The organism is Arthrobacter sp. UYEF3 (assembly GCF_040546245.1).
Taxonomy (GTDB): Bacteria; Actinomycetota; Actinomycetes; order Actinomycetales; family Micrococcaceae; genus Arthrobacter.
Window position 1 is genome coordinate 18,526 of sequence record NZ_JBEPNK010000017.1, and the last position, 22,636, is coordinate 41,161.

The window sequence follows — 22,636 nt, forward strand, 5'->3', positions numbered from 1 at the left end:
CAGGGAACGGGGCAGCTGTCGGCAACCGCCACCTTAACTGGCTGTGGCCGGCACCCTGGGGTACCGGCCACAATCATCAGTTCAGTTGAACTGGAAAACCTTAGAGTGCGTTGACCTTCTTGGAGATCGCCGACTTGCGGTTTGCAGCGTTGTTCTGGTGAAGAACGCCCTTGCTGACAGCCTTGTCTAGCTTCCGGCTGGCAGTCACCAGTGCAGCAGTAGCAGCATCCTTGTCGGTGGCCTCAACGGCGGTGTTGACGGCGCGGATGGCCGTCTTCAGCTCGGACTTGACTGCGTTATTGCGCAGGCGAGCCTTTTCGTTGGTCAGGATGCGCTTCTTCTGGGACTTGATATTAGCCACGTGTGAACTCTCTTTTTCAATGCGGAAAATGGTCTAGAGGGCTTTCAGATTGGCCATTGACTGAGCGGCGTGGGGATACCTATGGCGACCAACCATCTGTGGCCGTCGACCTGCACGGACACACAGCTGCCAATGATAGCAGAGACGGGAACGCCCTGGCGATTTGATTCCGCCGCGGGGGTCGGGCGGGGCCGGCGGCTCCGTTCAGGACCAGCCGTGGCGGCTGCGGAGGGCCGAGGAGATGTCCCGGAACCGCCCGGCGTCGAGGATCGCGCCTTCACGGCGCACGTCCCGGGGGTTGATCTGCAGGATTCGGTCCAGCCGCGCCTCACTGGGGCGCCACTGCCGGTCCCAAGGCCCCGTGCCGATGTCGACGTAGTCGTCCGCTCGGCGCTCGTCGCCGTCGTGGTCCTTGCTGGTGAGCATCAGTCCGAGCAGGTACCGGCCGTGGCTCCCCACCAGGAGTACCGGACGGTCCTTACCCCGTTGGTTGTCCTCTTCGTACGGCACCCAGGTCCAGACGATCTCGCCCGGTTCGGGCAGGCCGTTCGCTGCCGGGCAGTACTTCACCGTCGCTTTGCCCAAGAAGTCGCCCGGGTAGGTGCCGGTGAGGCCTCCGGGGCGGCCGGCCGGCCGGTGGATGGTGCCCTTGCCGGGAGCAGTGCCGCGCGTCGCGCCCGGGGTCTTGCCTGCGGGCGGGCGGGCCGGGGGCGCGCCGCCGCCGAGACGGTCGAGGAAACGCAGGGTGCCGCGGACGGCGTTGCTGAGGGGGCGAAGATTCAGGGCCATCCGGCAAACCCTACCGGGATGCAGAGCCACGCGCCCGGACGTGGGAGACTAGAGGAACGAGAAATGCGGCCTGCCGCAGCGGGGTGGAATACGCGAAGGTGGAACACCGGCTGCGCGCGTCCGTGGAACAGCTCACCAAAACAGCCCATCAGTACAGCCCACAATTTTTGCCAACAGTAAGGACCCTGCGTGTCTCCCATGGCCCGCACCGCACCGGTGCCTGCCGCAACAGATCCGGCCCTCATCCGGAACTTCTGCATCATTGCGCATATTGACCACGGCAAGTCCACACTGGCCGACCGGATGCTTCAGTACACCGGCGTCGTCCAGTCCCGCGACATGAAGGCCCAGTACCTGGACCGGATGGACATTGAGCGTGAACGCGGCATCACCATCAAGTCCCAGGCGGTACGGATGCCGTGGGAGGTCGACGGCACCAGCTTCGCGTTGAACATGATCGATACGCCCGGCCACGTCGACTTCACCTATGAGGTCTCACGCTCGCTGGCGGCCTGCGAGGGTGCCGTGCTGCTGGTGGATGCCGCCCAGGGCATCGAGGCCCAGACCCTCGCCAACCTCTACCTGGCGATGGAAAACAACCTCACGATCATCCCGGTCCTGAACAAGATCGACCTGCCGGCCGCCCAGCCGGAGAAGTACGCCGAGGAACTGGCGAACCTGATCGGCGGCGACCCGGACGAGGTGCTGCGCGTCTCCGGCAAGACCGGCGCCGGCGTCGAGGTCCTGCTGGATAAGATCATCCGCGATCTCCCCGCCCCGGTGGGCGACCCTAACGCCCCCGCCCGGGCCATGATCTTCGACTCCGTCTATGACACCTACCGCGGCGTCGTCACCTACGTCCGCGTGGTCGACGGCATGCTGCACCCGCGGGAACGCATTCAGATGATGTCCACCCGCGCCACCCACGAACTGCTCGAAATCGGCGTGAGTTCCCCGGAACCCACCCCGTCCAAGGGCCTGGGTGTCGGCGAGGTGGGGTACCTGATCACCGGTGTTAAGGACGTGCGCCAGTCCAAGGTCGGCGACACGGTCACCAACCTGGCCAAGCCGGCCAGCAACTCGCTGCCGGGCTACGCGGATGCGAAACCGATGGTGTTCTCCGGCCTTTACCCGCTGGACGGCACGGACTACCCGGTGCTCCGCGACGCGTTGGAGAAGCTGATGCTCAACGACGCCGCACTGGTCTACGAGCCGGAAACGTCGGCCGCGTTGGGCTTCGGCTTCCGCGTCGGCTTCCTGGGCCTGCTGCACCTGGAAATCACCCGTGAGCGGCTCGAGCGCGAGTACAAGCTGGACCTGATCTCCACCGCCCCGAACGTTGAGTATGAGGTGACCCTGGAGGACAAGAAGATCGTCCACGTCACCAACCCCAGCGAATACCCTACCGGGAAGGTCGCCGAGGTCCGCGAACCGATGGTGTCCGCCACCATTCTGGCGCCCAACGAGTTTGTCGGCGCCATCATGGAGCTGTGCCAGACCCGCCGCGGTGTCATGGGCGGCATGGACTACCTCTCCGAGGACCGGGTGGAAATCCGCTACCGCCTGCCGCTGGCCGAAATCGTTTTCGACTTCTTCGACATCCTCAAGTCCAAGACGCGCGGCTACGGCTCGCTGGACTGGAAGGCCGACGGCGACCAGGTCGCCGATCTCGTCAAGGTGGACATCATGCTCCAGGGCGAACAGGTGGATGCCTTCAGCGCCATCACCCACCGCGACAAGGCCTACGCCTACGGCGTGATGATGACCGGCAAACTGCGTGAACTCATCCCGCGCCAGCAGTTCGAGGTACCGATCCAGGCCGCCATCGGCTCCCGGATCATCGCCCGCGAAAGCATCCGCGCCATCCGCAAGGACGTCCTCGCCAAGTGCTACGGCGGCGACATCACCCGTAAGCGCAAGCTGCTGGAAAAGCAGAAGGAAGGCAAGAAGCGCATGAAGATGGTCGGCCGCGTCGAGGTGCCGCAGGAGGCCTTCATCGCCGCCCTCACTACGGATGAGTCCAAGGACAAGGCCAAGAAGTAGCCATGCCAAGCGCTCTTCCCCTCGGTGATCCGGCGCCGTCGGACGGGCTCCTGCCCGGCCAGGCACTGCAGGGCGCCTCGGACCGGGCCTTCGGGCTCTACGTCCACATCCCGTTCTGCGCCGTGCGCTGCGGCTACTGCGACTTCAACACCTACACCGCGACGGAACTGGGCGGCGGTGCCTCACAGGACGCCTACGCCGGCACCGCCGTCGCCGAAGTAGACTTTGCCGGCCGGGTCCTGAAGGCGTCAGGCCTGCCCGAACGCCGGCTCGGCACGGTGTTCTTTGGCGGCGGGACGCCAACGCTCCTGCCGGCCGGGGACCTGGTCCGCATCCTGGCGGCCGCGATCGACGCCTGGGGCCTGGAACCGGGGGCCGAAGTCACCACCGAAGCCAACCCGGACTCCGTCACCCCCGAGTCCCTGCAGGTGCTGGCCGACGCCGGCTTCACCCGCGTGTCCTTCGGCATGCAGTCGGCCGTGCCGCACGTCCTCAGGGTCCTGGACCGTACCCACACGCCCAGCCGGGTGCCGCAGGTTGTCCAATGGGCGCGTGAGGCGGGCCTGGCCGTGAGCCTGGACCTGATCTACGGCACCCCCGGAGAGTCGCTGGAGGACTGGCGGTACTCGCTGGAGACGGCACTGTCCTACGCCCCGGACCACATCAGCGCGTACGCGCTGATCATCGAGGACGGCACCAAACTGGCGGCCCAGATCCGCCGCGGCGAAGTCCCGGGGATCGACGACGACGACCACGCCGCCAAGTACGAACTGGCCGACGAACTGATCTCCGCGGCGGGCTTGAGCTGGTACGAGGTCAGCAACTGGGCCCGCACACCGGAGCAGGCCTGCCGCCACAACCTGGCTTACTGGCGCGGGGACGACTGGTGGGGCATCGGCCCGGGCGCGCACTCGCACGTGGGCGGGGTGCGCTGGTGGAACGTCAAGCATCCGAGCGCCTACGCGGCCCGGCTGGGGTCAGGAGCCTCGCCCGCTGCCGGCCGTGAAACGCTCGACGCCGAAACCCGCAACGTCGAACGCGTCATGCTTGAGGCCCGGCTGGTCACCGGCCTGGCCATCCCGAGCCTGGGCGGTCTGGGGGACACCGGACGCCACGCCGTGGCCGGCCTGATCGCCGACGGGCTCGTGGAGCCGGCGGAGGCGTTCAAGAGCCGCCTGGTGCTCACGCTCAAAGGCCGGTTGCTGGCGGACGCTGTGGTCCGCCGGATCCTGCCGGACTAGCGCCCTGTCCGGTTGGCCGGACGAGGCTACTTGATCCAGCGGAGGTTGTAGTCGTAGCGGTACGGCTGGCCCCGGTTGACGTGGATGCCGGCGGCTACGGAGTAGCAGGCCAGTGCAATCCAGATGAGCGTGGCCAGCACCGCGAACAGGTTGCCTACCACCGGAACGAAGACCAACACGTTGGCGAGAACCGCGGCGATCGTGGGCGGCAGCGTGAAGTTCAGGGCTTCCTTCGACTCCTGTGCCGTGAACGGGCCGCGGTCTTTGAAGATCAGGTAGATCAACAGCGCGGGGATGCAGCCCAGGATGCCGCCAAAGTGCGCCAAGGTAGCCCATTGCCGGTCCTCCCGGGCCGTCAGCGGCAGGGCATTTGCGGGAACGCCGTGGTACGGCGACTGGCCGTGGCCAGCCTGATGGTCCGTGTATTCGCGTGCGTCTTCTGCCACGTGTCGTCCTTTGGATTGCGATGGAGCGTTGGTGCCGGTACGAGCCGCGGCCATAACAAAAGGCAGCGGCCGTCGTTTCAAGAATACTGGCACGGACGGTGAAACGAAGTACGGAGAGGGCTTTAGGGCACCGTGAGGAAGTCGATGACCTCTTCCACCCGGCCTAGGAGGGACGGCTCCAGGTCCGCGTAGCTGCGGACGGCGCCGAGGAGCTTCTGCCAGCCCAGGCCGATGTCCTCCTTCGTGCTGTGTGGCCAGCCAAACGCCGTCAGGATGCCGGTCTTCCAGTCAATGCCGCGCGGAATCACCGGCCACCGTTCGATCCCCAGGACGGCCGGTCGAATGGCTTGCCAGACATCAACATAGGGGTGCCCGACGATCAGCACGTTGCCGGCGGCACCGGGGGCGGCCATGACCGCGTCGGCGATCCGGGATTCCTTCGAGTCTGGCACGAGGTGGTCCACCAGCACGCCGAGGCGGCGGCCCGGGCCGGGCCCGAACTCCTTCACGGCGGCAGCGAGGTCGTCGATGCCATGCAGCGGCTCGACGACGATGCCCTCGACCCGGAGGTCGTCGCCCCAGACTCTTTCGACGAGTTCGGCGTCGTGCTTGCCTTCCACCCAGATCCGGCTGGCTTTGGCGACCTGGGCGCGCTGGCCGGCCACCCGGACCGATCCGGAGGCGGTGCGCGCTCCGCCGCCGGTGGCAGCGGCGGGTAGCCGCGGCGCGGGCGGCATCAACCGGACCGGCTGGCCGTCGAGCAGGAAGCCGAAGCCCAGCCGGAAGGAGCGGGACTTGCCCCGCCGGTCCTCAAGGGCCACCACGTGCATGCCGCCCGACTTCTCCACCCGGGTCACTGCGCCGACCCAGCCGGATTGAACATCTTCCAGCACCATGCCGCGTTCCACCGGAATTTCCGGCAACTGTGCCCTGCCGGGGGCGGAGAGCTCTTGCGGGCCCCAATTCTGGTATGACATCGGCTACACACTGCTTTGCACTCGGGAATTGCGGATATTTATACTGGAAAATTCTGGGGCCGGGAACGGCCGCGCGGCCCGCCGTGTGTCCGGAAACACCGGTCCGGCGGCCGGGCCCGCAGCGAATCCAATGCTAACAACGCGTGACTCATATTAGACTGGTTAGCACTTAGACATGTCGAGTGCTAACCGCGGTGTTTTCGGGCGCGGTGTTGTCGGGCCGGTTCGTCCCGCTCGCCCGGCACCCGGGACAGGATATCGGTCGATTGGAGGTGGAGCGTGAGCGAGCCACGGAAACTCGAAGTACTGCGCGCCATCGTCGAGGACTACGTTCATTCCCGTGAACCCGTAGGATCCAAGGCGCTGGTGGAGCGGCACCATCTGGGCGTCTCCAGCGCCACGATCCGCAATGACATGGCTGCACTGGAAGACGAGGGCCTGATTACGGCGCCGCACACCAGCGCGGGCCGGATCCCCACCGACAAGGGCTACCGCCTGTTCGTGGACCAGATTTCGGCCGTCAAACCGCTGTCTCCGGCGGAGCGCCGCGCCATCCAGGCCCTGCTGGAGGGTTCCGACGACCTTGACGATGTGCTGGACCGCACCGTGCGGCTGCTGGCGCAGCTGACCAACCAGGTCGCCGTCGTGCAGTATCCGCTCCGGAGCCGGGCCCGCGTCCGGCACATTGAGTTCGTGCTCCTGGCCCCCCGCAAGGTGCTGACGGTGCTGATTGTGGACAGCGGCAAAGTGGAGCAGCGGGTGATCGACGTCGGCCAGGACGTCGGTGACGATGCCCTCGCGGAACTACGGACCTTGTTCCTGGGCAGGCTTTCCGGCACCCCGCTGAGCCTGCTGGCGCAGTCGTTGCAGGCCGTGGCGGACAGCTGTCCGCCGGTTCGCCGCGGCGCCGCCCACGCCCTTGCCCGGGGACTCGAGTCGCTGGCCGCGAGCAGCAGGGAGGAACGGATGGTTATGGCGGGGACGGCCAACCTGGCCCGCTCCAACGTGGACTTCCCGCTGAGCATCGGGCCCGTCCTCGAGGCACTCGAGGAACAGGTGGTGATGCTGCGGCTGCTCAGTGACATGGCGCAGGATCCGCGCGGCGTCACTGTAAGCATCGGCCGGGAGAACCCGTATGACGGGCTTTCCGAAGCTTCAGTGGTGGCCACCGGCTACGGCCCGGACGCCACGGCCAAGGTCGGGGTGCTGGGACCCACCCGGATGGACTATCCCACCACCATGGCGGCCGTCCGCGCGGTGGCCCGGTACCTGTCAAGGATCCTCGGGCCCTAAAGGATCCGGCCCGGGCATCAAATCCCGGACACCAACCCCCAGACACCAGACTTCTTGCCGATTACCGGCAGCACAACCAGGAAGAGATACACATTTTGAGCAGCCACTACGACGTTCTTGGAGTCTCCCGCGAAGCGACGGGGGAAGAAATCAAGAAGGCCTACCGCAAGCTGGCGCGGACCCTGCACCCGGATGTGAACCCCGGCGACGACGCCTCCGACCGCTTCAAAGCGGTCACGCACGCCTATGAGGTGCTCTCCGACCCGCAGAAGCGCCGGGTCTACGACACCACGGGCAACGAGAACGGTAACGACAACGGCTTCGGCGGCGGGTACGCCGGCCAGGGCTTCGCCTTCCAGGACATCTTTGAGACGTTCTTCGGCGGCGCAGGGGGCCAGGGCGGTCCCGCGTCCCGCGTCCGGCGCGGCCAGGACGCCTTGATCAGCGTCCGGATCGAGCTCCGTGACGCCGTCTTCGGCGTCAACAAGAAGCTTGAAGTGGACACCGCTGTCACCTGCCCTACGTGTGAAGGCTCGTGCTGCCGCCCGGGAACCCACCCCGAACGATGCGACATCTGCGGCGGCAGCGGCCAGGTCCAGCGCGCCGTGCGCTCCATCCTCGGCCAGGTCATGACAACGGCACCCTGCGGCAGCTGCGAGGGCTTCGGCACCGTGATCAAGGACCCGTGCAACGAGTGCGCCGGCCAGGGCCGCATCCGCAGCCGACGCTCGCTCACCGTGAAGGTCCCAGCCGGCGTCGCCACCGGCACACGCATCCAGCTCTCCGGCCAGGGCGAGGCGGGACCTGCCGGCGGTCCGTCCGGCGACCTGTACGTGGAGATCCGGGTCAACAACGACGCCACCTACGTGCGGGAGGGTGACGACCTGCACGCCAGTCTCAACATCCCGATGACCGCGGCAGCGCTGGGAACTGAGCTGACCCTCGATACGTTCGACGGCCAACAGGAAATCGACGTCAAGGCGGGTACCCAGTCGGGCGAGATGATCACGCTCCGCGGCCTGGGCGTCACGCACCTGCGCGGCCACGGCCGCGGCGACCTCAAGGTCCACCTGCAGGTGGATACCCCGGCCAAGCTCGACGCCGCCCAGGAAGACCTGCTGCGGCAGCTGGCCAAACTCCGCGGCGAGCAGTACACCGAGGGGAAGCTGGCCGCCAGCGGCGGCGTCTTCGCGAAGCTGCGGGACCGGCTCGGTAACCTGTAGCGGTGAGTAACCCCGTCTTCTTCAGCCCGGCAGGAAGCCTGGCCCAGCAGGTCCCGGGCTCCACGTTCGTCCTCGAAGGCGCCGAAGCGCGCCACGCGGTGACCGTCAAGCGGCTGGCCGTCGGGGAGGCGGTCGACATCGCCGACGGCGCGGGCACGCGCATCACCGGCACCGTCACGGCCGTCGCGCCCCAGGAGCTGACGGTTCGGTGCAGCGGGGTCAGCACGGAGGCCCGGCCTGACGTCAGGCTGGTCCTCGTGCAGGCGCTGGCCAAGGGGGACCGCGACGAGCTCGGCGCCGAAACCGCCACGGAACTGGGGATCGACGCCGTCGTCCCCTGGCAGGCGGAGCGGTCAATCGTGCGGTGGAAGCCAGAACGTGCGGCGAAGGCGCACGCCAAATGGCAGTCGGTGGTGACGGCTGCCGCGAAGCAGGCGCGCCGCGCCTGGATCCCGGAGGTCCGCGCCGCCGTCGACGGAGCCGGCCTGCAGGCTGCCGTCGCTTCCGCGGAGCTGGCCGTGATCCTGCACGAAGACGCGGTGCGGCCGTTGCGCCAGGTGCTGGAAGCCTGGCACCAGGACCTCGACGCCGGGAGCCCCCGCGAGGTGCTGCTGATTGTGGGACCCGAGGGCGGCATCAGCCCCCGCGAGGTCACGAGGCTGTGCGACGCCGGAGCCGTGACCGCGCTGCTGGGCCGCCACGTGCTGCGCTCCTCCACCGCCGGACCCGCGGCCACCGTGCTGGCAAGCGACATACTGGGACGCTGGTAGGCGCCGACCGGGCAGCGCCGGGGCCGTCCGGCTTAGCGCACGGTGAAACCGCGGGTATCCACGTTCAGGTCCTCGACGTTGCTGCCGGCATCAAGCTGGGAAACCCGCGCCTCGTAACTCCCGGGTCCCAGTTTCAGAGCAATGTTGAAGAGGCCGCTCTGCGCGGCGTCGGCTGTGGTGGTGCCGTTCAGGTAGGGGCTCTTGGCATTGCCATCCACCCGCAGGATCTCCCAGCGCAGCTTGCCGCCCGGGTTTGTGGAGCGGCCGGAAATTTTCACTGTGCCGCCCGGAAGCTGAGCGCCCTCCTGCGGATCGATGATCCAGACGGGCGCCACCATCCCGGTGCTGCGCGACGTCGGGGAGCCGAGCCGGACCCGGTTGAAGGCGACATAGTCGGTATGTCCGTCGACGAGGATCACCACCTGGATCTGCTGGCCGGTATCGGTCAGGCCGGCGCTGGCAGCGGCCGCGGTGGCGGTGTAAACAAGCTGCTGGATCGCGCGTTCGGCCATGTCGGCGTCGAGGTTGCTGTTGAACGCGTCGGCGGAAACGTCCACCGTGATGACATTCTTGCCGGAAATCGACGTGGCCAGCTTCTTCGGGTTCTGCCACGGGGTAAAGAAATCAGGATCCAGCGGCTTCTGGGACATCATCACCCGCAAGGCCCGGGTCACCGGGTTGTCCTGGTCGGACGCGTCCCGGAATTCGCGGTACAGGAAGACATTGTTGTTGCTGCGCCCGATCCAGTACACCGGAGCCTTGTTGGAAGCCTGCGCGGACTCCAGCGGCGCACTGGTGACGGCACTGCCGGCGGCCGGGCCCGGCACCGTCCGGGAGGGCGTATCCGAATTGGTGATGCCAGGCTGGGGGGTGGCAACGCAACCGGACAGCGCCAAGGCAGCGGGCAACACCAGCAGCAGGGCCCCGCGAAACGCTCGCCGGCCCACTTCCGCCCTGTCCACTACACGCTGGCTGATTGCCGATATCCCTTCGCTGTGCCGGTGACCTCCACGCGCACGCTTCCCCCGTACCAGGGATAGCCGCGGCCCGCGGATGGTCCAATCCAGCATTACACAAGGCACAGGGGCTCCGGACGGCATTCCGCGGCAGCCCGGCGAACTGCAACGTGAACGATATGAGGACGATATGAAGTTGATACCTAACACCCCGGCGGCGGCCGCACGGCCCCGGCGCAAGGCTGCGCTGGCGTAAGATGGGAAGACCATTTCCCAACTGGAGGGGACCAGAAGCCCGCGGGCTACCACCATGACTGAAGCAGCCAACGGCAAGGCCCGGATCAGCCCGGGCGGGCGCACCGCAGCGGATTTTCCGCACTCCCTCCCAGGTCAGCGGACGGAGGTGGTCCTGTTCGACAACTCCGACCAGATGGTGCAGACCCTGGGCAGCCACGACGAGGCCCTGCGCTTCATCGAAAGCCAGTTTCCCGCCGTCGACTTCCACGTCCGCGGCAACGAGCTCTCCATCAGCGGCCCGGCCGCCGAAGTGCCGAGAATCATGCGGCTGCTTAACGAGGTCCGCGGCCTGGTGGCCAGGGGCACCGTCATCACCCCCTCCGTGCTGCAACAGCTCGTCTCGCTCTTGCGCACCCAGACGCTGCAGAACCCGGTGGACGTGCTGACCACTAACATCCTTTCCAGCCGCGGGAAGACCATCAGGCCCAAGACCCTGAACCAGAAGAATTATGTGGACGCAATCGACACGAACACGGTGATTTTCGGGATCGGCCCGGCCGGCACCGGCAAGACCTACCTGGCCATGGCCAAGGCCGTCCAGGCGCTGCAGCAAAAGGAAGTCAGCCGGATCATCCTGACCCGGCCCGCGGTCGAGGCGGGGGAGCGGCTCGGCTTCCTGCCCGGCACGCTCAGTGACAAGATCGACCCCTACCTGCGTCCGCTCTACGACGCGCTGCACGACATGATGGACCCGGAATCGATTCCGCGCCTGATGGCCGCCGGCACGATCGAAGTGGCGCCGCTGGCGTACATGCGCGGACGTACACTCAACGACGCGTTCATCATCCTTGACGAGGCCCAGAACACCACACCCGAGCAGATGAAAATGTTCCTCACCCGGCTCGGCTTCGGCTCCAAGATGGTGGTTACCGGCGACGTTACCCAGGTGGACCTGCCCTTCGGCACGCGTTCCGGGCTGCGGATCGTCGAAGACATCCTGCAGGGGATCGAGGACGTCAATTTCACGGTCCTGGACGCTTCCGACGTCGTCCGGCACCGGCTGGTGGGCGACATCGTGAACGCGTACAGCATCTGGGACGAGAAACAGAGGAACCGGGTGAAGCATTCCGTCGCCCGGGATAACCGGGGGGAACACGCATGAGCATCGAGGTCAACAACGAGTCCGGCGTCGCGGTCGACGAAGCTGAGTTGGTGGCGCTGGCCCGGTTCGTCTTCGAACGGCTGTTCATCCATCCGCAGGCGGAGCTGTCCATCCTGCTGGTCGACGAACCGGCAATGGAGAAGCTGCACATCGAACTGATGGACGAGCCGGGGTCCACGGACGTGCTGTCCGTGCCGATGGACGAACTCACCCCCGGCACCCCGGACAAGCCGACCCCGCAGGGCATGCTGGGCGACATTGCGATTTGCCCCCAGGTGGCCGAGATGCAGGCGAAGAACGCCGGCCATTCCACCCAGGACGAGATGCTGTTGCTCACCACTCACGGCATCCTGCACCTGCTCGGCTTTGACCACGCGGAACCGGAGGAAAAGGAAGAGATGTTCGGGCTGCAGCGCGAACTGCTGGCCGGCTTCACCGGCAGGGACGCCCCGGCAGAGACGATGCAGTGACCCCACTGATCCTGGCCGGCATGGCGCTGGTCTTCCTCGGCTTCGCCGCCGTGCTGACCGCGGCCGAGGCCGCCTTTAACTTCCTTCCCCGCCACGACGCCGAACACGCGATCCTGCTTAGCCGCGGCACCGCCCTGCAACGGATCATGGCCCAGCCGGTAGCCCATATGCGCGCCCTGCGGTTTTGGCGGATCTGGTTCGAAATGGCCTCCGCGGTGGCCGTGACCGCGCTGCTGCACAGCCTGCTCGACAACGTCTGGCTCGCCGGCCTGGCCGCCACCGGCATCATGGCACTGGTCGGCTTCGTGCTCGTGGGCGTGTCCCCGCGCCAGCTGGGCCGGGTTCACTCCGCCGGGGTGGTCCGCTTTTCCGCGCCGCTGATCCGGTGGCTCTGCTGGGTACTCGGACCGATTCCCGGCTGGCTGGTCACCCTCGGCAGCGCCGTCGCACCGGGGGCGCCCGCGGACAACGAAGCCTTCTTCAGCGAAGAGGAGTTCCGGGAGCTCGTCGAACGCGCAAGCGAGTCCGACGTCATCGAAGACAACGAGGCCGAGCTGATCCAGTCGGTCTTCGACTTCGGCGACACCCTCGTCCGCTCCGTCATGGTGCCCCGGACCGACATCCTGTGCATCGATTCCGGTTCCAGCCTGCACCGGGCCATGTCGCTGTTCCTGCGCTCCGGCTACTCGCGGATCCCGGTCATCGGCGAAGACACCGACCAGATCCTCGGCATCGTGTACCTCAAGGACGCCGCCGCCGTGATCCACAACCTGGCCCCGGGCGAGGAACCGCCGGTGGTCGACAAACTGGCCCGCGAGGTCCGCTACGTGCCGGACTCGAAACCGGTGAGCGAGCTGCTCCGCGAGCTGCAAAAGGAATCCACGCACGTCGCGATCGTGATCGACGAGTACGGCGGCACCGCCGGACTCGTGACGCTCGAGGACCTGATCGAGGAAATCGTCGGGGAGATCGTGGACGAATACGACACCGAAGCCGCGGAAGCCGTGGACCTCGGCGACGGCAGCTACCGGGTCAGCGCCAAGATGAGCATCGACGACCTCGGCGAGCTCTTCGACCTGGAACTCGACGACGACGAGGTGGACACCGTCGGAGGCCTGCTCGCAAAGGCCCTCGGCCGGGTGCCGATCGTCGGCAGCACGGTCGCCGTCGACGGCGTGCGGCTGCGGGCCGACCGGCTCGAAGGCCGGCGGAACCGCGTCAGCCACATCATTGCGGCCGCGGTGCCAAAGGAAGAAACTGACCTTGAAGACCTTTTCGACGAGGCCGAATCAACGCAACAGGGAGTCCCACGTGAGCAAGCAGAATAAGTCCGACGGCGAAGCACCTTTCGGCGGGTACCGGGCCGGGTTCGCGGTGCTGGTGGGGCGGCCCAATGCGGGCAAATCCACTCTCACCAACGCCCTGGTCGGGCAGAAGGTGGCCATCACCTCGGCCAAGCCGCAGACCACCCGGCACACCATCCGGGGCATTGTGCACCGCGACGATGCGCAGTTGATCCTGGTCGACACCCCGGGACTGCACCGTCCCCGGACGCTGTTGGGCAAGCGGCTCAACGAGCTCGTCGCGGACACCCTGGCCGAGGTCGACGCGATCGGCTTCTGTTTGCCGGCCAATGAGAAGATCGGCCCCGGGGACAAGTTCATCGCCGCACAGCTGGCCGCCGTCGGGAACAAGCCGGTGATCGCGGTCGTCACGAAGACGGACACCGTGGACCGCCAGGCCCTGACCGAGCAGCTGCTGGCCGTCGCCGCACTGGGCCGCGAGGTGCTGGGCGAGGAGGGCTGGAAGGACATTGTCCCGGTCTCCGCCACCGACGGCTTCCAGGTCACTACCGTCGCCGACGTGCTGATCAGCCACATGCCGCCGTCGCCGCCGCTCTACCCGGACGGTCACCTGACGGACGAGCCCGAAGCGGTGATGATCGCCGAACTCATCCGCGAAGCTGCCCTCGAGGGCGTCCGCGACGAACTTCCGCACTCCCTGGCCGTCGTGGTCGATGAGATTGTCCCGCGGGAAGGCCGCCCCGAGGACCGGCCCTTCCTGGATGTCCGGGTCAACCTCTACGTGGAACGACCGTCGCAGAAGGCCATCATCATCGGCAAAGGCGGCGCACGGCTCCGCGAGGTCGGCACCACTGCGCGCAAGGGGATCGAGGCGCTGCTCGGCGCCCGCATCTACCTGGACCTGCATGTGAAGGTCGCGAAGGATTGGCAGCGCGATCCCAAGCAGCTGGTCAAGCTGGGTTTCTAGGCCCGGGCCGGCGACGGCCAGGCAGACCGGGACCGGATCGGATCCGCGGCCCGGTTCCGGCATTCCCATCGGGTTTCTCCCAGTTTGGGACACTAAAATGGCTTGACTCCCGTTCGCTAAGGAAGGCACCACCAGTGGCTCGACCCCGCGACAAGCGCGCCGACGGAACCGGCCCGCCGGTTCGGTCCAACGCCGCTGCCCGGCACACTTCAGGCCATTCCGTAGGCCCCGCACGCCACCTTGGCGCCGTCCGGCGGACGCCGGTGTGGCTCAAGGCCACCACCATCGTCATCTCGGTGCTCCTTGTCGGAGTGGTCGCCTTCGGCGCCTACTGGTTCATCCGGCTGCAGGGGAACATCAGCACGCAGGCCCTCGGTGCCGGCAACGCCCGGACCGAGGCAGCCCCGGATGATGCGACCGGCCGGATGCAGATCCTGATCCTCGGCTCGGATACCCGCGACGGCAAGAACGCGCAGTACGGCGGCGCCGCGGACTCCACCGGCTACGGCCACTCCGACGTCATGATGCTGATGGACATCTCGGCGGACAACAAGCGGGTCAACGTGATCAGCTTCCCGCGGGACCTCCTGGTGGACATCCCGAAGTGCAAGGATCCGAAAACCAACCAGGAGTATCCGGCCCAGACCGGGGTCATGATCAACGCGGCGATGTCCGAAGCCGGCATCGGCTGCGCGGTGGACACCGTCAACAGGCTCACCGGCCTGGAGATCGACCACTTCATGATGGCCGACTTCAATGCCGTCAAGGAACTCTCTAACGCGGTCGGCGGCGTCGATGTATGCGTCAGTGACGCCATCTACGACCCCGACTCCGGGCTTCGGCTGGCCAAGGGCACGTCCACGGTCCAGGGCGAGCAGGCCCTCTCGTTTGTCCGTACCAGGCACGCCTTCGGCGACGGCGGTGACCTCGGCCGGATCAAGGCCCAGCAAAGTTTCCTGAGCTCCCTTACCCGCAAAATCAAGAACGACGGCACCTTCTCCAACCCGGCACGGATGCTCGGCATCGCCGATGCGATCACCAAGAACCTGACGATCGACGACGGCCTGGCTTCCGTCCCGACCCTGCTGACCGTCGGCGGCCGGCTTAAGAACATCGACGTCGGCAAGGTGGCCTTCGTGGCCACTCCGACAGAACCCGCGGTCTCCGACAGCAACCGGCTGCAGCTGGCCGAGCCCGCCGCTTCGCAGCTGTTCGCGGCGATGCGCAAGGACGTGGACCTGACCGACCCTAATGCCACCCCGACAGCCTCCGCCGGCGCCACTGCCGGTGCGCCGGCCAGCGCCGAGCCGACGGCCAGTCAGGCTGCTGCAGCTTCTGCCTACAACAAGGCGCTGCAGCCCGTCACCGTGGCCAACGGCTCCGGCGACCCGGCACGGGCCAATGAACTGCTGGCCGCCCTTAACGCGGGCGGCTTCACGCAGACGGGTCAGCTGAACGCCAGGGCTATGGCGACCACCGCCGTGTACTACGGCGCGAACTTCGCTGACGTGGCCGCGGATGTGGCCGCACTGCTGGGCATCCCGGCCTCGCAGGTGCTCCCGGCGGCCGGGGTCGCGGGAGTCCAGGTCTACGTGGGCAGCGACTACACCGGCGGCGCCCAGCAGTCGGACGCTCCGGTGGCTTTGCCCAAGGACATCGTCAACCAGACGGCCGGCGACGCCGTCTGCCAGCAGGCAAACCCGGCACTGATCACGCGCTGAGCTACCAGATGCTGACGCGCTCCCGGGGCGCCAGCCACATCGCGTCCTCCTCGCCGGTCCCGAACGCCGAGTGGAAGGCGTCGAGGTTCCGGGCGATGTCATTGGTGCGGAACTCGTTGGGGGAGTGCGGATCGGTGGCGAGCCGCCGGACCGACTCCTCGCTGCGGATCACCTGCCGCCAGATCGCTGCCCAGGAGGCGAAGAAGCGCTGCGGCCCGGTCAGCCCGTCCAGCACCGGCGGCTCCGCCCCGTCGAGGCTGATCAGATACGCCTTGTACGCGATGGTCAGGCCGCCAAGGTCGCCGATATTTTCGCCCAGGGTCAGTTTGCCGTTGACGTGCTGGCCCGCCGCCTCCGCCGGGGAGAGAGCATCAAACTGGGCCACCAGCCGAGACGTCAGCGACTCGAAAGCGGTCCGGTCGGCCTCGGTCCACCAGTTCCGGAGCAGGCCGCTGCCGTCGTACTGTGAGCCCTGGTCATCGAAGCCGTGGCCGATCTCGTGGCCGATCACCGCCCCGATACCGCCGTAGTTCACGGCGTCGTCGGCGTCGGCAGTGAAGAACGGCGGCTGCAGGATGGCGGCCGGGAACACTATTTCGTTCAGCAGCGGGTGGTAATAGGCGTTCACGGTCTGCGGCGTCATCAGCCACTTCTCCCGGTCCACGGGCTTGCCGACCTCGTCCAGGTGCCGGTCCACGTCGGCGCTGTGGGCGCGCTCCACGTTGCCCAGCAGATCCGCCTCGTCGATCACGACCGCGGAGTAGTCGATCCACTTGTCCGGATAGCCGATCTTGGCGCGGAAGGAATCGAGCTTCTTCAGCGCCTCCAGCTTGGTCTCTTCGCCCATCCAGGCCAGGTCCGTGATGGATCCGCGGTACGCCTCGATCAGGTTCCCCACGAGGGCGCGCATGGACTCCTTGTGGCCTTCCGGGAAGTGCCGGGCCACATAGATCTGGCCGACCGCCTCGCCCAGGGCCGCCTCGACGACGGCGACGCCCCGCTTCCAGCGGTCCCGGTTGCGCGGGGTGCCGCTGAGCGTGGTGCCGTAGAAGGCAAAGTTCGCATCCACGAACGCGGCGGACAGGTAGGGCGCCGCCGCGCTGGCCACCCGCAAGGCAAGCCATTCCTGCCAGACGTTCAGCGGCACCGTTTCCAGCAGACCGGCCGCGCCCGCGAAGAAGTCCGGGGTACTGACCACCAATTCGGCCCGCTTCTCCGGGGCGATCGCGGCCGCGTCGAACCAGGCGGAGAGCAGCGGAAAAAGCTGGGCGGCCTCCTCGGCCGACTTCAGGTTGTAGGTCTTCTGCGGATCACGCAGCGTGACCTTGTCCCAGTGGTGCGAGGCCAGGGAGGTCTCGAGTTCCACCACCCTGGCGGCCGCTGCCTCGGCGTCGCCCACGCCGGCCAGCCGGAACATGGTGCCGACGTGGTCGCGGTAGGCCTCGACTATCGGGGCGAATTTCTCGTCGCGGTAGTAGGACTCATCCGGCAGTCCCAGGCCGCCCTGGCCGGTGTAGAGCAGGATCCGGTCCGGGTTGCCCGCATCCGGCGCCGGATAGATGTAGAAAAGACCGGAGACATCGGCACGGAACAGCCGCCCGGCCAGCTGGACCAGTGCGGCCACCGAGCCGGTGGCGAATACCTCGGCCAGCCGTGCACGGATCGGCTCCGCGCCCTTGGCCTCCACTCCGGCCTCGTCCATGAAGCTGCTGTACAGCTCACCGATTTTGCGTTCGATGCCGGACGCTGCCTCGCCGCGGCCGGCCGCCGCCAGGATGATCTCCTGGACCGCCAGTTCCGAGTCGTCACGCAGGGCCGTGAAAGTGCCCTCCAGCGGCCGGTCGTCCGGTATGGCGGTGCGCTTCAGCCAGCCGCCGTTGAAGTGCCGGTAGAGGTCGTCCTGGGGACGGACGCCGGCGTCGATAGAGGACTGGTCAATCCCGGAAAGCGGCACTGCTGCTCCTTCGAAGGGGAAGCTGTACCCGGCCTGGGACCGGAACAGCGTCTGCATGGTGGACGTGTATGAGGTATGGCTCCTTCATCTTACGCACCCGTGTTACTGTGAAAATGTGCGCGCAGAACTGCTTCTTAGCTGCCGCAGCGAGGCCCCGGACGCAATCTAGCGCAAGGCCAACCCTCGCTGCGGAGTTAGTGTTGCCCCGGCCTCCCTTCACCAGGAATCAGAGAAAAGGCCCCGATAGTCATGCGAAACGCACAGCAGCCCTCAGGAATGCCGGTCCACCGTTACGTCCCCTTCCAGGACCTGATCACGGTCGAACTGCCGGACCGCACCTGGCCTGACAAAGTCATCACCAAGGCCCCGCGCTGGTGCGCCGTGGACCTGCGTGACGGCAACCAGGCCTTGATCGATCCGATGAGCCCGGCTCGCAAGATGAAAATGTTCGACCTGCTGGTCCGGATGGGCTACAAGGAGATCGAAGTAGGATTCCCCTCCGCCTCGCAGACGGACTTTGACTTCGTCCGCCAGCTGATCGAGGGCCGCCACATCCCGGACGACGTCACCATCCAGGTGCTGACCCAGGCCCGCGAACACCTGATCGAGCGGACCTACGAGTCCCTGGTGGGCGCCAAGCAGGCCATCGTGCACCTCTACAACTCGACGTCGGTGCTGCAGCGCCGGGTCGTCTTCAACCAGGACGAGGACGGTATCCTGGACATCGCGCTTCAGGGTGCCCGGCTGTGCAAGAAGTACGAGGAAACCCTCCAAGACACCCACATCACCTACGAGTACTCGCCGGAGTCCTTCACCGGCACAGAACTCGCCTACGCCGTGCGTGTCTGCAACGCGATCGCCGACGTCTTCGAGGCATCCGCCGACCGGCAGGTGATCATCAACCTGCCGGCCACTGTCGAAATGGCCACCCCCAACGTCTACGCCGATTCCATTGAGTGGATGAGCCGCCACCTGCACCCGCGTGAAGGCATCATCCTCTCCCTGCACCCGCACAACGACCGCGGCACCGGCGTCGCGGCGGCCGAGCTGGGCTACCTGGCCGGTGCCGACCGGATCGAAGGGTGCCTCTTCGGCAACGGGGAGCGCACCGGCAACGTGGACCTTGTCACCCTGGGGCTGAACATGTTCGTCCAGGGCGTGGACCCGATGATCGACTTCTCCGACATCGACGACGTGCGCCGCACGGTGGAGTACTGCAACCAGCTGCCCGTGGCGGAACGCTCGCCTTACGGCGGGGACCTGGTCTTCACCGCCTTCTCCGGCTCGCACCAGGACGCCATCAAAAAGGGCCTGGAGGCCCTGGCGAAGGACGCGGCGGCCGCCGGCAAGGATGTGGCGGACTACGCCTGGCAGGTCCCGTACCTGCCGGTCGACCCCAAGGACCTCGGCCGCAGCTATGAGGCCGTAATCCGGGTCAACTCGCAGTCCGGCAAGGGCGGCGTCGCTTACCTGCTCAAGAACGAGCACAACCTGGACCTGCCGCGGCGCGCGCAGATCGAGTTCTCCGGGGTCATCCAGCGCCGCACCGACACGGTGGGCGGCGAGGTCAGCGGCGCCCAGCTGTGGCAGACGTTCCAGGATGAGTACCTGCCCTCCGCCGCCGCCGAAGCCCAGTGGGGCCGCTACGCGCTCGGCGCGGTCAGCACCGAGTCCGACGAGGACGGCATCATGACGCTGACCGCCGCGCTCAAGGTGGACGGCAAGCCGCTGCGCCGCACCGGGACCGGCAACGGTCCGATCGCGGCCCTGCTCAGCATCCTGGGTGAGGACGGCGTTGACGTCCGCGTGCTGGACTACAGCGAGCATGCCCTGTCCGAGGGCGGGAGTGCGCAGGCAGCGGCCTACGTCGAATGCGCCGTGGGCGAGCGGGTGCTGTGGGGTGTCGGGATCGACGCGAACACGTCCATGGCGTCGCTGAAGGCAGTCATTTCCGCCGTCAACCGTGCCATCCGGGACGCCCGCGCCTAAACGGTACGGCGCCTAAACGATACCGCCAAGCGTCGCGCCGCCGGATGTCCCGGCGGCGCAACGCGGCGTGCCCCGATGGCGGCGGTTCCCCGGAGACAGTGCGAAGATTAACTGTGGCCCAACCTTCCTCCTATGCCGCGCGCGCCTACCGCGACGACGCCGTGGTCCTGCGCACCCATAAGCTTGGCGAAGCGGACCGCATCATCACCCTGCTTACCAAGCACCACGGTCAGGTCCGGGCCGTCGCCAAGGGTGTGCGCCGCACCAGCAGCCGTTTCGGCGCCCGGCTCGAGCCGTTCATGGTCGCGGACCTCCAGCTCATCTCCGGACGCACCCTGGACGTCGTCACGCAGGCTGTCGCGAAGGGGGCCTACGGCTCCAGCATCGCCGCCGACTACGGCCGGTACACCGTAGCAGCCGCGATGACCGAGACGGCCGAGAAGCTCACCGACGTCGACGGCGAAGCAGGAACCGCCCAGTACAATCTGCTGGTCGGGGCACTGGCGTCGCTGAGCCGCGGCGACCACGCCGCGGAGCTGATCCTCGATTCGTATTTGCTCCGCGCGCTGTCCACCGGCGGCTGGGCACCCAGCTTCACCAAGTGCGCCCGCTGCGGCGCGCCCGGACCGCACACGGCGTTTTCCGCCCCGCTGGGCGGCATGGTCTGCGCGGACTGCCGGCCGCCGGGTTCACCCGCGCCCGCCGCGGACACGGTGCTGCTGCTGGGAGCGTTGCTGACCGGCAACTGGCCGGCGGCAGACGCGTCCCAGCCGGTCCACCGCCGCGAGGCCGCCGGGCTGGTGGCAAGCTACCTGCAGTGGCACCTGGAACGTGTCCTGAAATCCCTCAAACATGTGGAGCGAACTTAACTGTGGCTTTGGGTAAGAAGAAGAATCCGGTCCGCCGGCGCAGCACCCCGGTGGTGGCGCCCTACCCGCACGCCTCCGGTGCCGTTCCGCCCGCCATCCCGGCCGAGTTCATACCCCGGCACGTCGCGATCGTGATGGACGGCAACGGCCGCTGGGCCAACCAGCGCGGCCTGCCCCGGATCGAAGGCCACAAGGCGGGAGAGCCGGCCCTGTTGGACGTCATGGCCGGGGCCATCGAACTCGGCATTGAGCACGTCAGCGTCTACGCTTTCTCCACCGAGAACTGGCGCCGTTCGCCCGAGGAAGTGCGTTTCCTAATGGGATTTAACAAGGACGTGCTGCGCCGGCAAAGGAACCAGCTCGACGACTGGGGCGTCCGGATCCGCTGGTCCGGACGCAGGCCCAGGCTCTGGGGTTCGGTGATCCGGGAACTCGAAGAGGCCGAGGACTATACCCGGGCCAACAGCACCTGCACCCTGAACATGTGTGTTAATTACGGCGGCCGGGCTGAAATCGCCGACGCCGTCTCCGCCATCGCAGAGGAGGTGGCCGCGGGCAGGCTCAAACCCGCGGCCATCACCGAACGGACCATCCAGAAGTACCTGGACGAGCCCGATCTGCCCGACGTGGATCTGTTCCTGCGGAGCTCCGGCGAACAGCGGCTCTCCAACTTCATGCTCTGGCAGTCCGCCTACGCTGAATTCGTCTTTCTTGACACGCTGTGGCCCGACGTGGACCGGCGCACGCTGTGGGATGCCGTAGAAATCTACGCCCGGCGGGACCGCCGCTACGGCGGCGCGGTGGACGCGGCGGCCCCGGCCGGCCCGGCCTGACCCGGGTCCCCGGCCGGCACTGCGGAACCCGTCATCCGGGGGCGCCGTCGGCGTCGCCGTAGGCGCGGATCCAACGGGCCAGCCGGGCGTAGGCGTCGGCCCGGACCGCCGGCGCCGAGAGGAACACGTCGTGCAGGGCGCCGTCGATTCGTTCCAGGGTCACGGTGCGCCCCAGGCTCAGGGCACGCAGGGCGATCGTGTTCACATCCAGGACCGCGTCCGAGTGCCGCATGGACTCCTGCCAGAACATGCCGTTGGCGCTGGCGCCGGAGATCAGCACCAGGATGGGCACGTCGATGTTCAGCCCCCGGGCCACCCGGGATTGGCCCGCCAGTACGGCGCTGAGCCAGCCGGCCCGCACCGGAAAGGCCCGCGGCGGCCGGTAGTTGTCATCCAGGACCCATTCGCCTTCGGCTGCGTTGCTGATGCTGCGCCAGTAGAAGGCGCGCTCGGGGAGCCGGATCACGGCTTCGGGCCGGAAGCGGGCCCAGGGCCCCACCATGGTCCTCGCGGCCCGCCGGACGGCCGGGCTGCCATGCATTTCGAGCCACGGGCTGTCGAGGACCAGTTGGGCGGCCCGTCCCGGGTGCCGGTTTGCCCACAGCGCCGCGACGAGTCCGCCGGTGGAATGCCCCATCAGCGTCACCGGAGGGTGCGGCGGGCCCTGGCGGCGCAGGGAGTCGATGATGCGGATCGCGGCGGTGATCTCGGCGTCGTAGTCGGCCAGGTCCGCGACGTAGCCGCCGTGCGTTCCGGGCCGCAGGCTCCTGCCGTGGTTGTGCATGTCGAGGGCGAAGAACGCGAAGCCCTGGCCGGTCCAGAACTTCGCAAGCTCCGCGTTGAAGAAGTAGTCGCTCCAGCCGTGCAGGAAGAGCACAGCCCGCCCCGGTAACGGGCCGGCGCCAGCGGAGGGGAGATGCCGGACCAGCGTGGCCGTGCGGACGACGCCGTCCGGGCCCGCCGCTTCGAAAGCACGGGCCGTGAAGCCGTCACCCAGGATGTCGGCTTTCCATTCCATCGGTGTCCTCCCG

At 67.4% G+C, this 22,636-nt stretch carries 20 protein-coding genes; 13 read left to right on the forward strand and 7 right to left on the reverse strand.

Annotation, left to right across the window (positions count from 1 at the left end; genetic code table 11):
- Window positions 1-100: 100 nt before the first annotated feature.
- Entirely contained in the window at window positions 101-361 is a 261-nt protein-coding gene (rpsT, locus tag ABIB14_RS12575; RefSeq protein WP_354236223.1) for a 30S ribosomal protein S20, read from the reverse strand.
- 204 nt (window positions 362-565) lie between these two features.
- Complete coding sequence (locus ABIB14_RS12580; protein WP_354236224.1) at window positions 566-1,150, reverse strand: type II toxin-antitoxin system PemK/MazF family toxin; 585 nt, start codon at window positions 1,148-1,150, stop codon at window positions 566-568.
- Between the two features lie 189 nt (window positions 1,151-1,339).
- Here ABIB14_RS12580 and lepA point away from each other — a divergent pair, with 189 nt between their 5' ends.
- The gene (lepA, locus tag ABIB14_RS12585) at window positions 1,340-3,193 is read left to right on the forward strand and encodes a translation elongation factor 4 (RefSeq protein WP_354236225.1); all 1,854 of its coding nucleotides are present in this window, start codon (window positions 1,340-1,342) and stop codon (window positions 3,191-3,193) included.
- Between the two features lie 2 nt (window positions 3,194-3,195).
- Window positions 3,196-4,434: a radical SAM family heme chaperone HemW gene (gene hemW, locus ABIB14_RS12590; protein WP_354236226.1), complete on the forward strand. Its 1,239-nt coding sequence runs from the start codon at window positions 3,196-3,198 to the stop codon at window positions 4,432-4,434.
- 26 nt (window positions 4,435-4,460) lie between these two features.
- On the opposite strand, the gene ABIB14_RS12595 is transcribed toward hemW, so the two are convergent.
- Window positions 4,461-4,880: a DUF4870 domain-containing protein gene (locus ABIB14_RS12595; RefSeq protein ID WP_354236227.1), complete on the reverse strand. Its 420-nt coding sequence runs from the start codon at window positions 4,878-4,880 to the stop codon at window positions 4,461-4,463.
- Between the two features lie 122 nt (window positions 4,881-5,002).
- Window positions 5,003-5,857 carry a DUF3097 domain-containing protein gene (locus tag ABIB14_RS12600; RefSeq protein WP_354236228.1) on the reverse strand — a complete coding sequence of 285 codons (855 nt, stop codon included), beginning with the start codon at window positions 5,855-5,857 and terminating at the stop codon, window positions 5,003-5,005.
- Between the two features lie 279 nt (window positions 5,858-6,136).
- Between ABIB14_RS12600 and hrcA the strand changes: the two genes are divergently transcribed.
- The 3 genes from hrcA (at window position 6,137) to ABIB14_RS12615 (ending at window position 9,143) form a co-directional block, all read left to right on the forward strand.
- The gene (gene hrcA / locus ABIB14_RS12605) at window positions 6,137-7,150 is read left to right on the forward strand and encodes a heat-inducible transcriptional repressor HrcA (RefSeq protein WP_354236229.1); all 1,014 of its coding nucleotides are present in this window, start codon (window positions 6,137-6,139) and stop codon (window positions 7,148-7,150) included.
- Between the two features lie 95 nt (window positions 7,151-7,245).
- On the forward strand, window positions 7,246-8,373 hold the full coding sequence (dnaJ, locus tag ABIB14_RS12610; RefSeq protein ID WP_354236230.1) for a molecular chaperone DnaJ: 1,128 nt from the start codon (window positions 7,246-7,248) through the stop codon (window positions 8,371-8,373).
- 2 nt (window positions 8,374-8,375) lie between these two features.
- Window positions 8,376-9,143, forward strand: coding sequence for a 16S rRNA (uracil(1498)-N(3))-methyltransferase (locus tag ABIB14_RS12615; RefSeq protein ID WP_354236231.1), 768 nt, complete (start codon window positions 8,376-8,378; stop codon window positions 9,141-9,143).
- A 32-nt stretch (window positions 9,144-9,175) separates the two neighbouring features.
- On the opposite strand, the gene ABIB14_RS12620 is transcribed toward ABIB14_RS12615, so the two are convergent.
- Window positions 9,176-10,105: a GerMN domain-containing protein gene (locus ABIB14_RS12620; RefSeq protein ID WP_354236233.1), complete on the reverse strand. Its 930-nt coding sequence runs from the start codon at window positions 10,103-10,105 to the stop codon at window positions 9,176-9,178.
- A gap of 304 nt (window positions 10,106-10,409) precedes the next feature.
- On the opposite strand from ABIB14_RS12620, the gene ABIB14_RS12625 reads away from it, so the two are divergent.
- From ABIB14_RS12625 to ABIB14_RS12645, 5 genes are all read left to right on the forward strand, one after another.
- Entirely contained in the window at window positions 10,410-11,498 is a 1,089-nt protein-coding gene (locus tag ABIB14_RS12625) for a PhoH family protein (protein ID WP_354236234.1), read from the forward strand.
- The gene (gene ybeY / locus ABIB14_RS12630) at window positions 11,495-11,968 is read left to right on the forward strand and encodes an rRNA maturation RNase YbeY (protein ID WP_354236235.1); all 474 of its coding nucleotides are present in this window, start codon (window positions 11,495-11,497) and stop codon (window positions 11,966-11,968) included. Before ABIB14_RS12625 ends, ybeY begins: the two co-directional genes overlap by 4 nt.
- On the forward strand, window positions 11,965-13,296 hold the full coding sequence (locus ABIB14_RS12635) for a hemolysin family protein (RefSeq protein ID WP_354236236.1): 1,332 nt from the start codon (window positions 11,965-11,967) through the stop codon (window positions 13,294-13,296). The genes ybeY and ABIB14_RS12635 overlap by 4 nt, the downstream gene beginning before the upstream one ends.
- Entirely contained in the window at window positions 13,280-14,239 is a 960-nt protein-coding gene (gene era / locus ABIB14_RS12640) for a GTPase Era (RefSeq protein ID WP_354236237.1), read from the forward strand. The genes ABIB14_RS12635 and era overlap by 17 nt, the downstream gene beginning before the upstream one ends.
- Before the next feature lie 134 nt (window positions 14,240-14,373).
- Window positions 14,374-15,960 carry an LCP family protein gene (locus ABIB14_RS12645; RefSeq protein WP_354236238.1) on the forward strand — a complete coding sequence of 529 codons (1,587 nt, stop codon included), beginning with the start codon at window positions 14,374-14,376 and terminating at the stop codon, window positions 15,958-15,960.
- 1 nt (window position 15,961) lies between these two features.
- On the opposite strand, the gene ABIB14_RS12650 is transcribed toward ABIB14_RS12645, so the two are convergent.
- Window positions 15,962-17,914 (reverse strand): M13 family metallopeptidase, encoded by a 1,953-nt coding sequence (locus ABIB14_RS12650; RefSeq protein WP_354236291.1) that lies wholly within the window; start codon window positions 17,912-17,914, stop codon window positions 15,962-15,964.
- 249 nt (window positions 17,915-18,163) lie between these two features.
- On the opposite strand from ABIB14_RS12650, the gene leuA reads away from it, so the two are divergent.
- From leuA to ABIB14_RS12665, 3 genes are all read left to right on the forward strand, one after another.
- Window positions 18,164-19,903: a 2-isopropylmalate synthase gene (leuA, locus tag ABIB14_RS12655; RefSeq protein ID WP_354236239.1), complete on the forward strand. Its 1,740-nt coding sequence runs from the start codon at window positions 18,164-18,166 to the stop codon at window positions 19,901-19,903.
- 113 nt (window positions 19,904-20,016) lie between these two features.
- A complete protein-coding gene (gene recO / locus ABIB14_RS12660) occupies window positions 20,017-20,772 on the forward strand; it encodes a DNA repair protein RecO (protein WP_354236240.1) in 756 nt (251 codons plus the stop codon).
- 2 nt (window positions 20,773-20,774) lie between these two features.
- Window positions 20,775-21,605, forward strand: a complete 831-nt coding sequence (locus ABIB14_RS12665; protein ID WP_354236241.1) for an isoprenyl transferase — start codon at window positions 20,775-20,777, stop codon at window positions 21,603-21,605.
- A gap of 31 nt (window positions 21,606-21,636) precedes the next feature.
- Here the strand turns inward: ABIB14_RS12665 and ABIB14_RS12670 are convergent, their stop codons facing one another.
- On the reverse strand, window positions 21,637-22,623 hold the full coding sequence (locus ABIB14_RS12670) for an alpha/beta hydrolase (RefSeq protein WP_354236243.1): 987 nt from the start codon (window positions 22,621-22,623) through the stop codon (window positions 21,637-21,639).
- Between the last annotated feature and the right edge of the window lie 13 nt (window positions 22,624-22,636).

Coding starts and splice junctions, on each gene's coding strand:
- ABIB14_RS12580 (WP_354236224.1), bottom strand. CDS start 1,150: ATGGCCCTGAATCTTCGCCCCCTCAGCAACGCCGTCCGCGGCACCCTG.
- hemW (WP_354236226.1), top strand. CDS start 3,196: ATGCCAAGCGCTCTTCCCCTCGGTGATCCGGCGCCGTCGGACGGGCTC.
- ABIB14_RS12600 (WP_354236228.1), bottom strand. CDS start 5,857: ATGTCATACCAGAATTGGGGCCCGCAAGAGCTCTCCGCCCCCGGCAGG.
- ABIB14_RS12625 (WP_354236234.1), top strand. CDS start 10,410: ATGACTGAAGCAGCCAACGGCAAGGCCCGGATCAGCCCGGGCGGGCGC.
- ybeY (WP_354236235.1), top strand. CDS start 11,495: ATGAGCATCGAGGTCAACAACGAGTCCGGCGTCGCGGTCGACGAAGCT.
- leuA (WP_354236239.1), top strand. CDS start 18,164: ATGCGAAACGCACAGCAGCCCTCAGGAATGCCGGTCCACCGTTACGTC.
- ABIB14_RS12670 (WP_354236243.1), bottom strand. CDS start 22,623: ATGGAATGGAAAGCCGACATCCTGGGTGACGGCTTCACGGCCCGTGCT.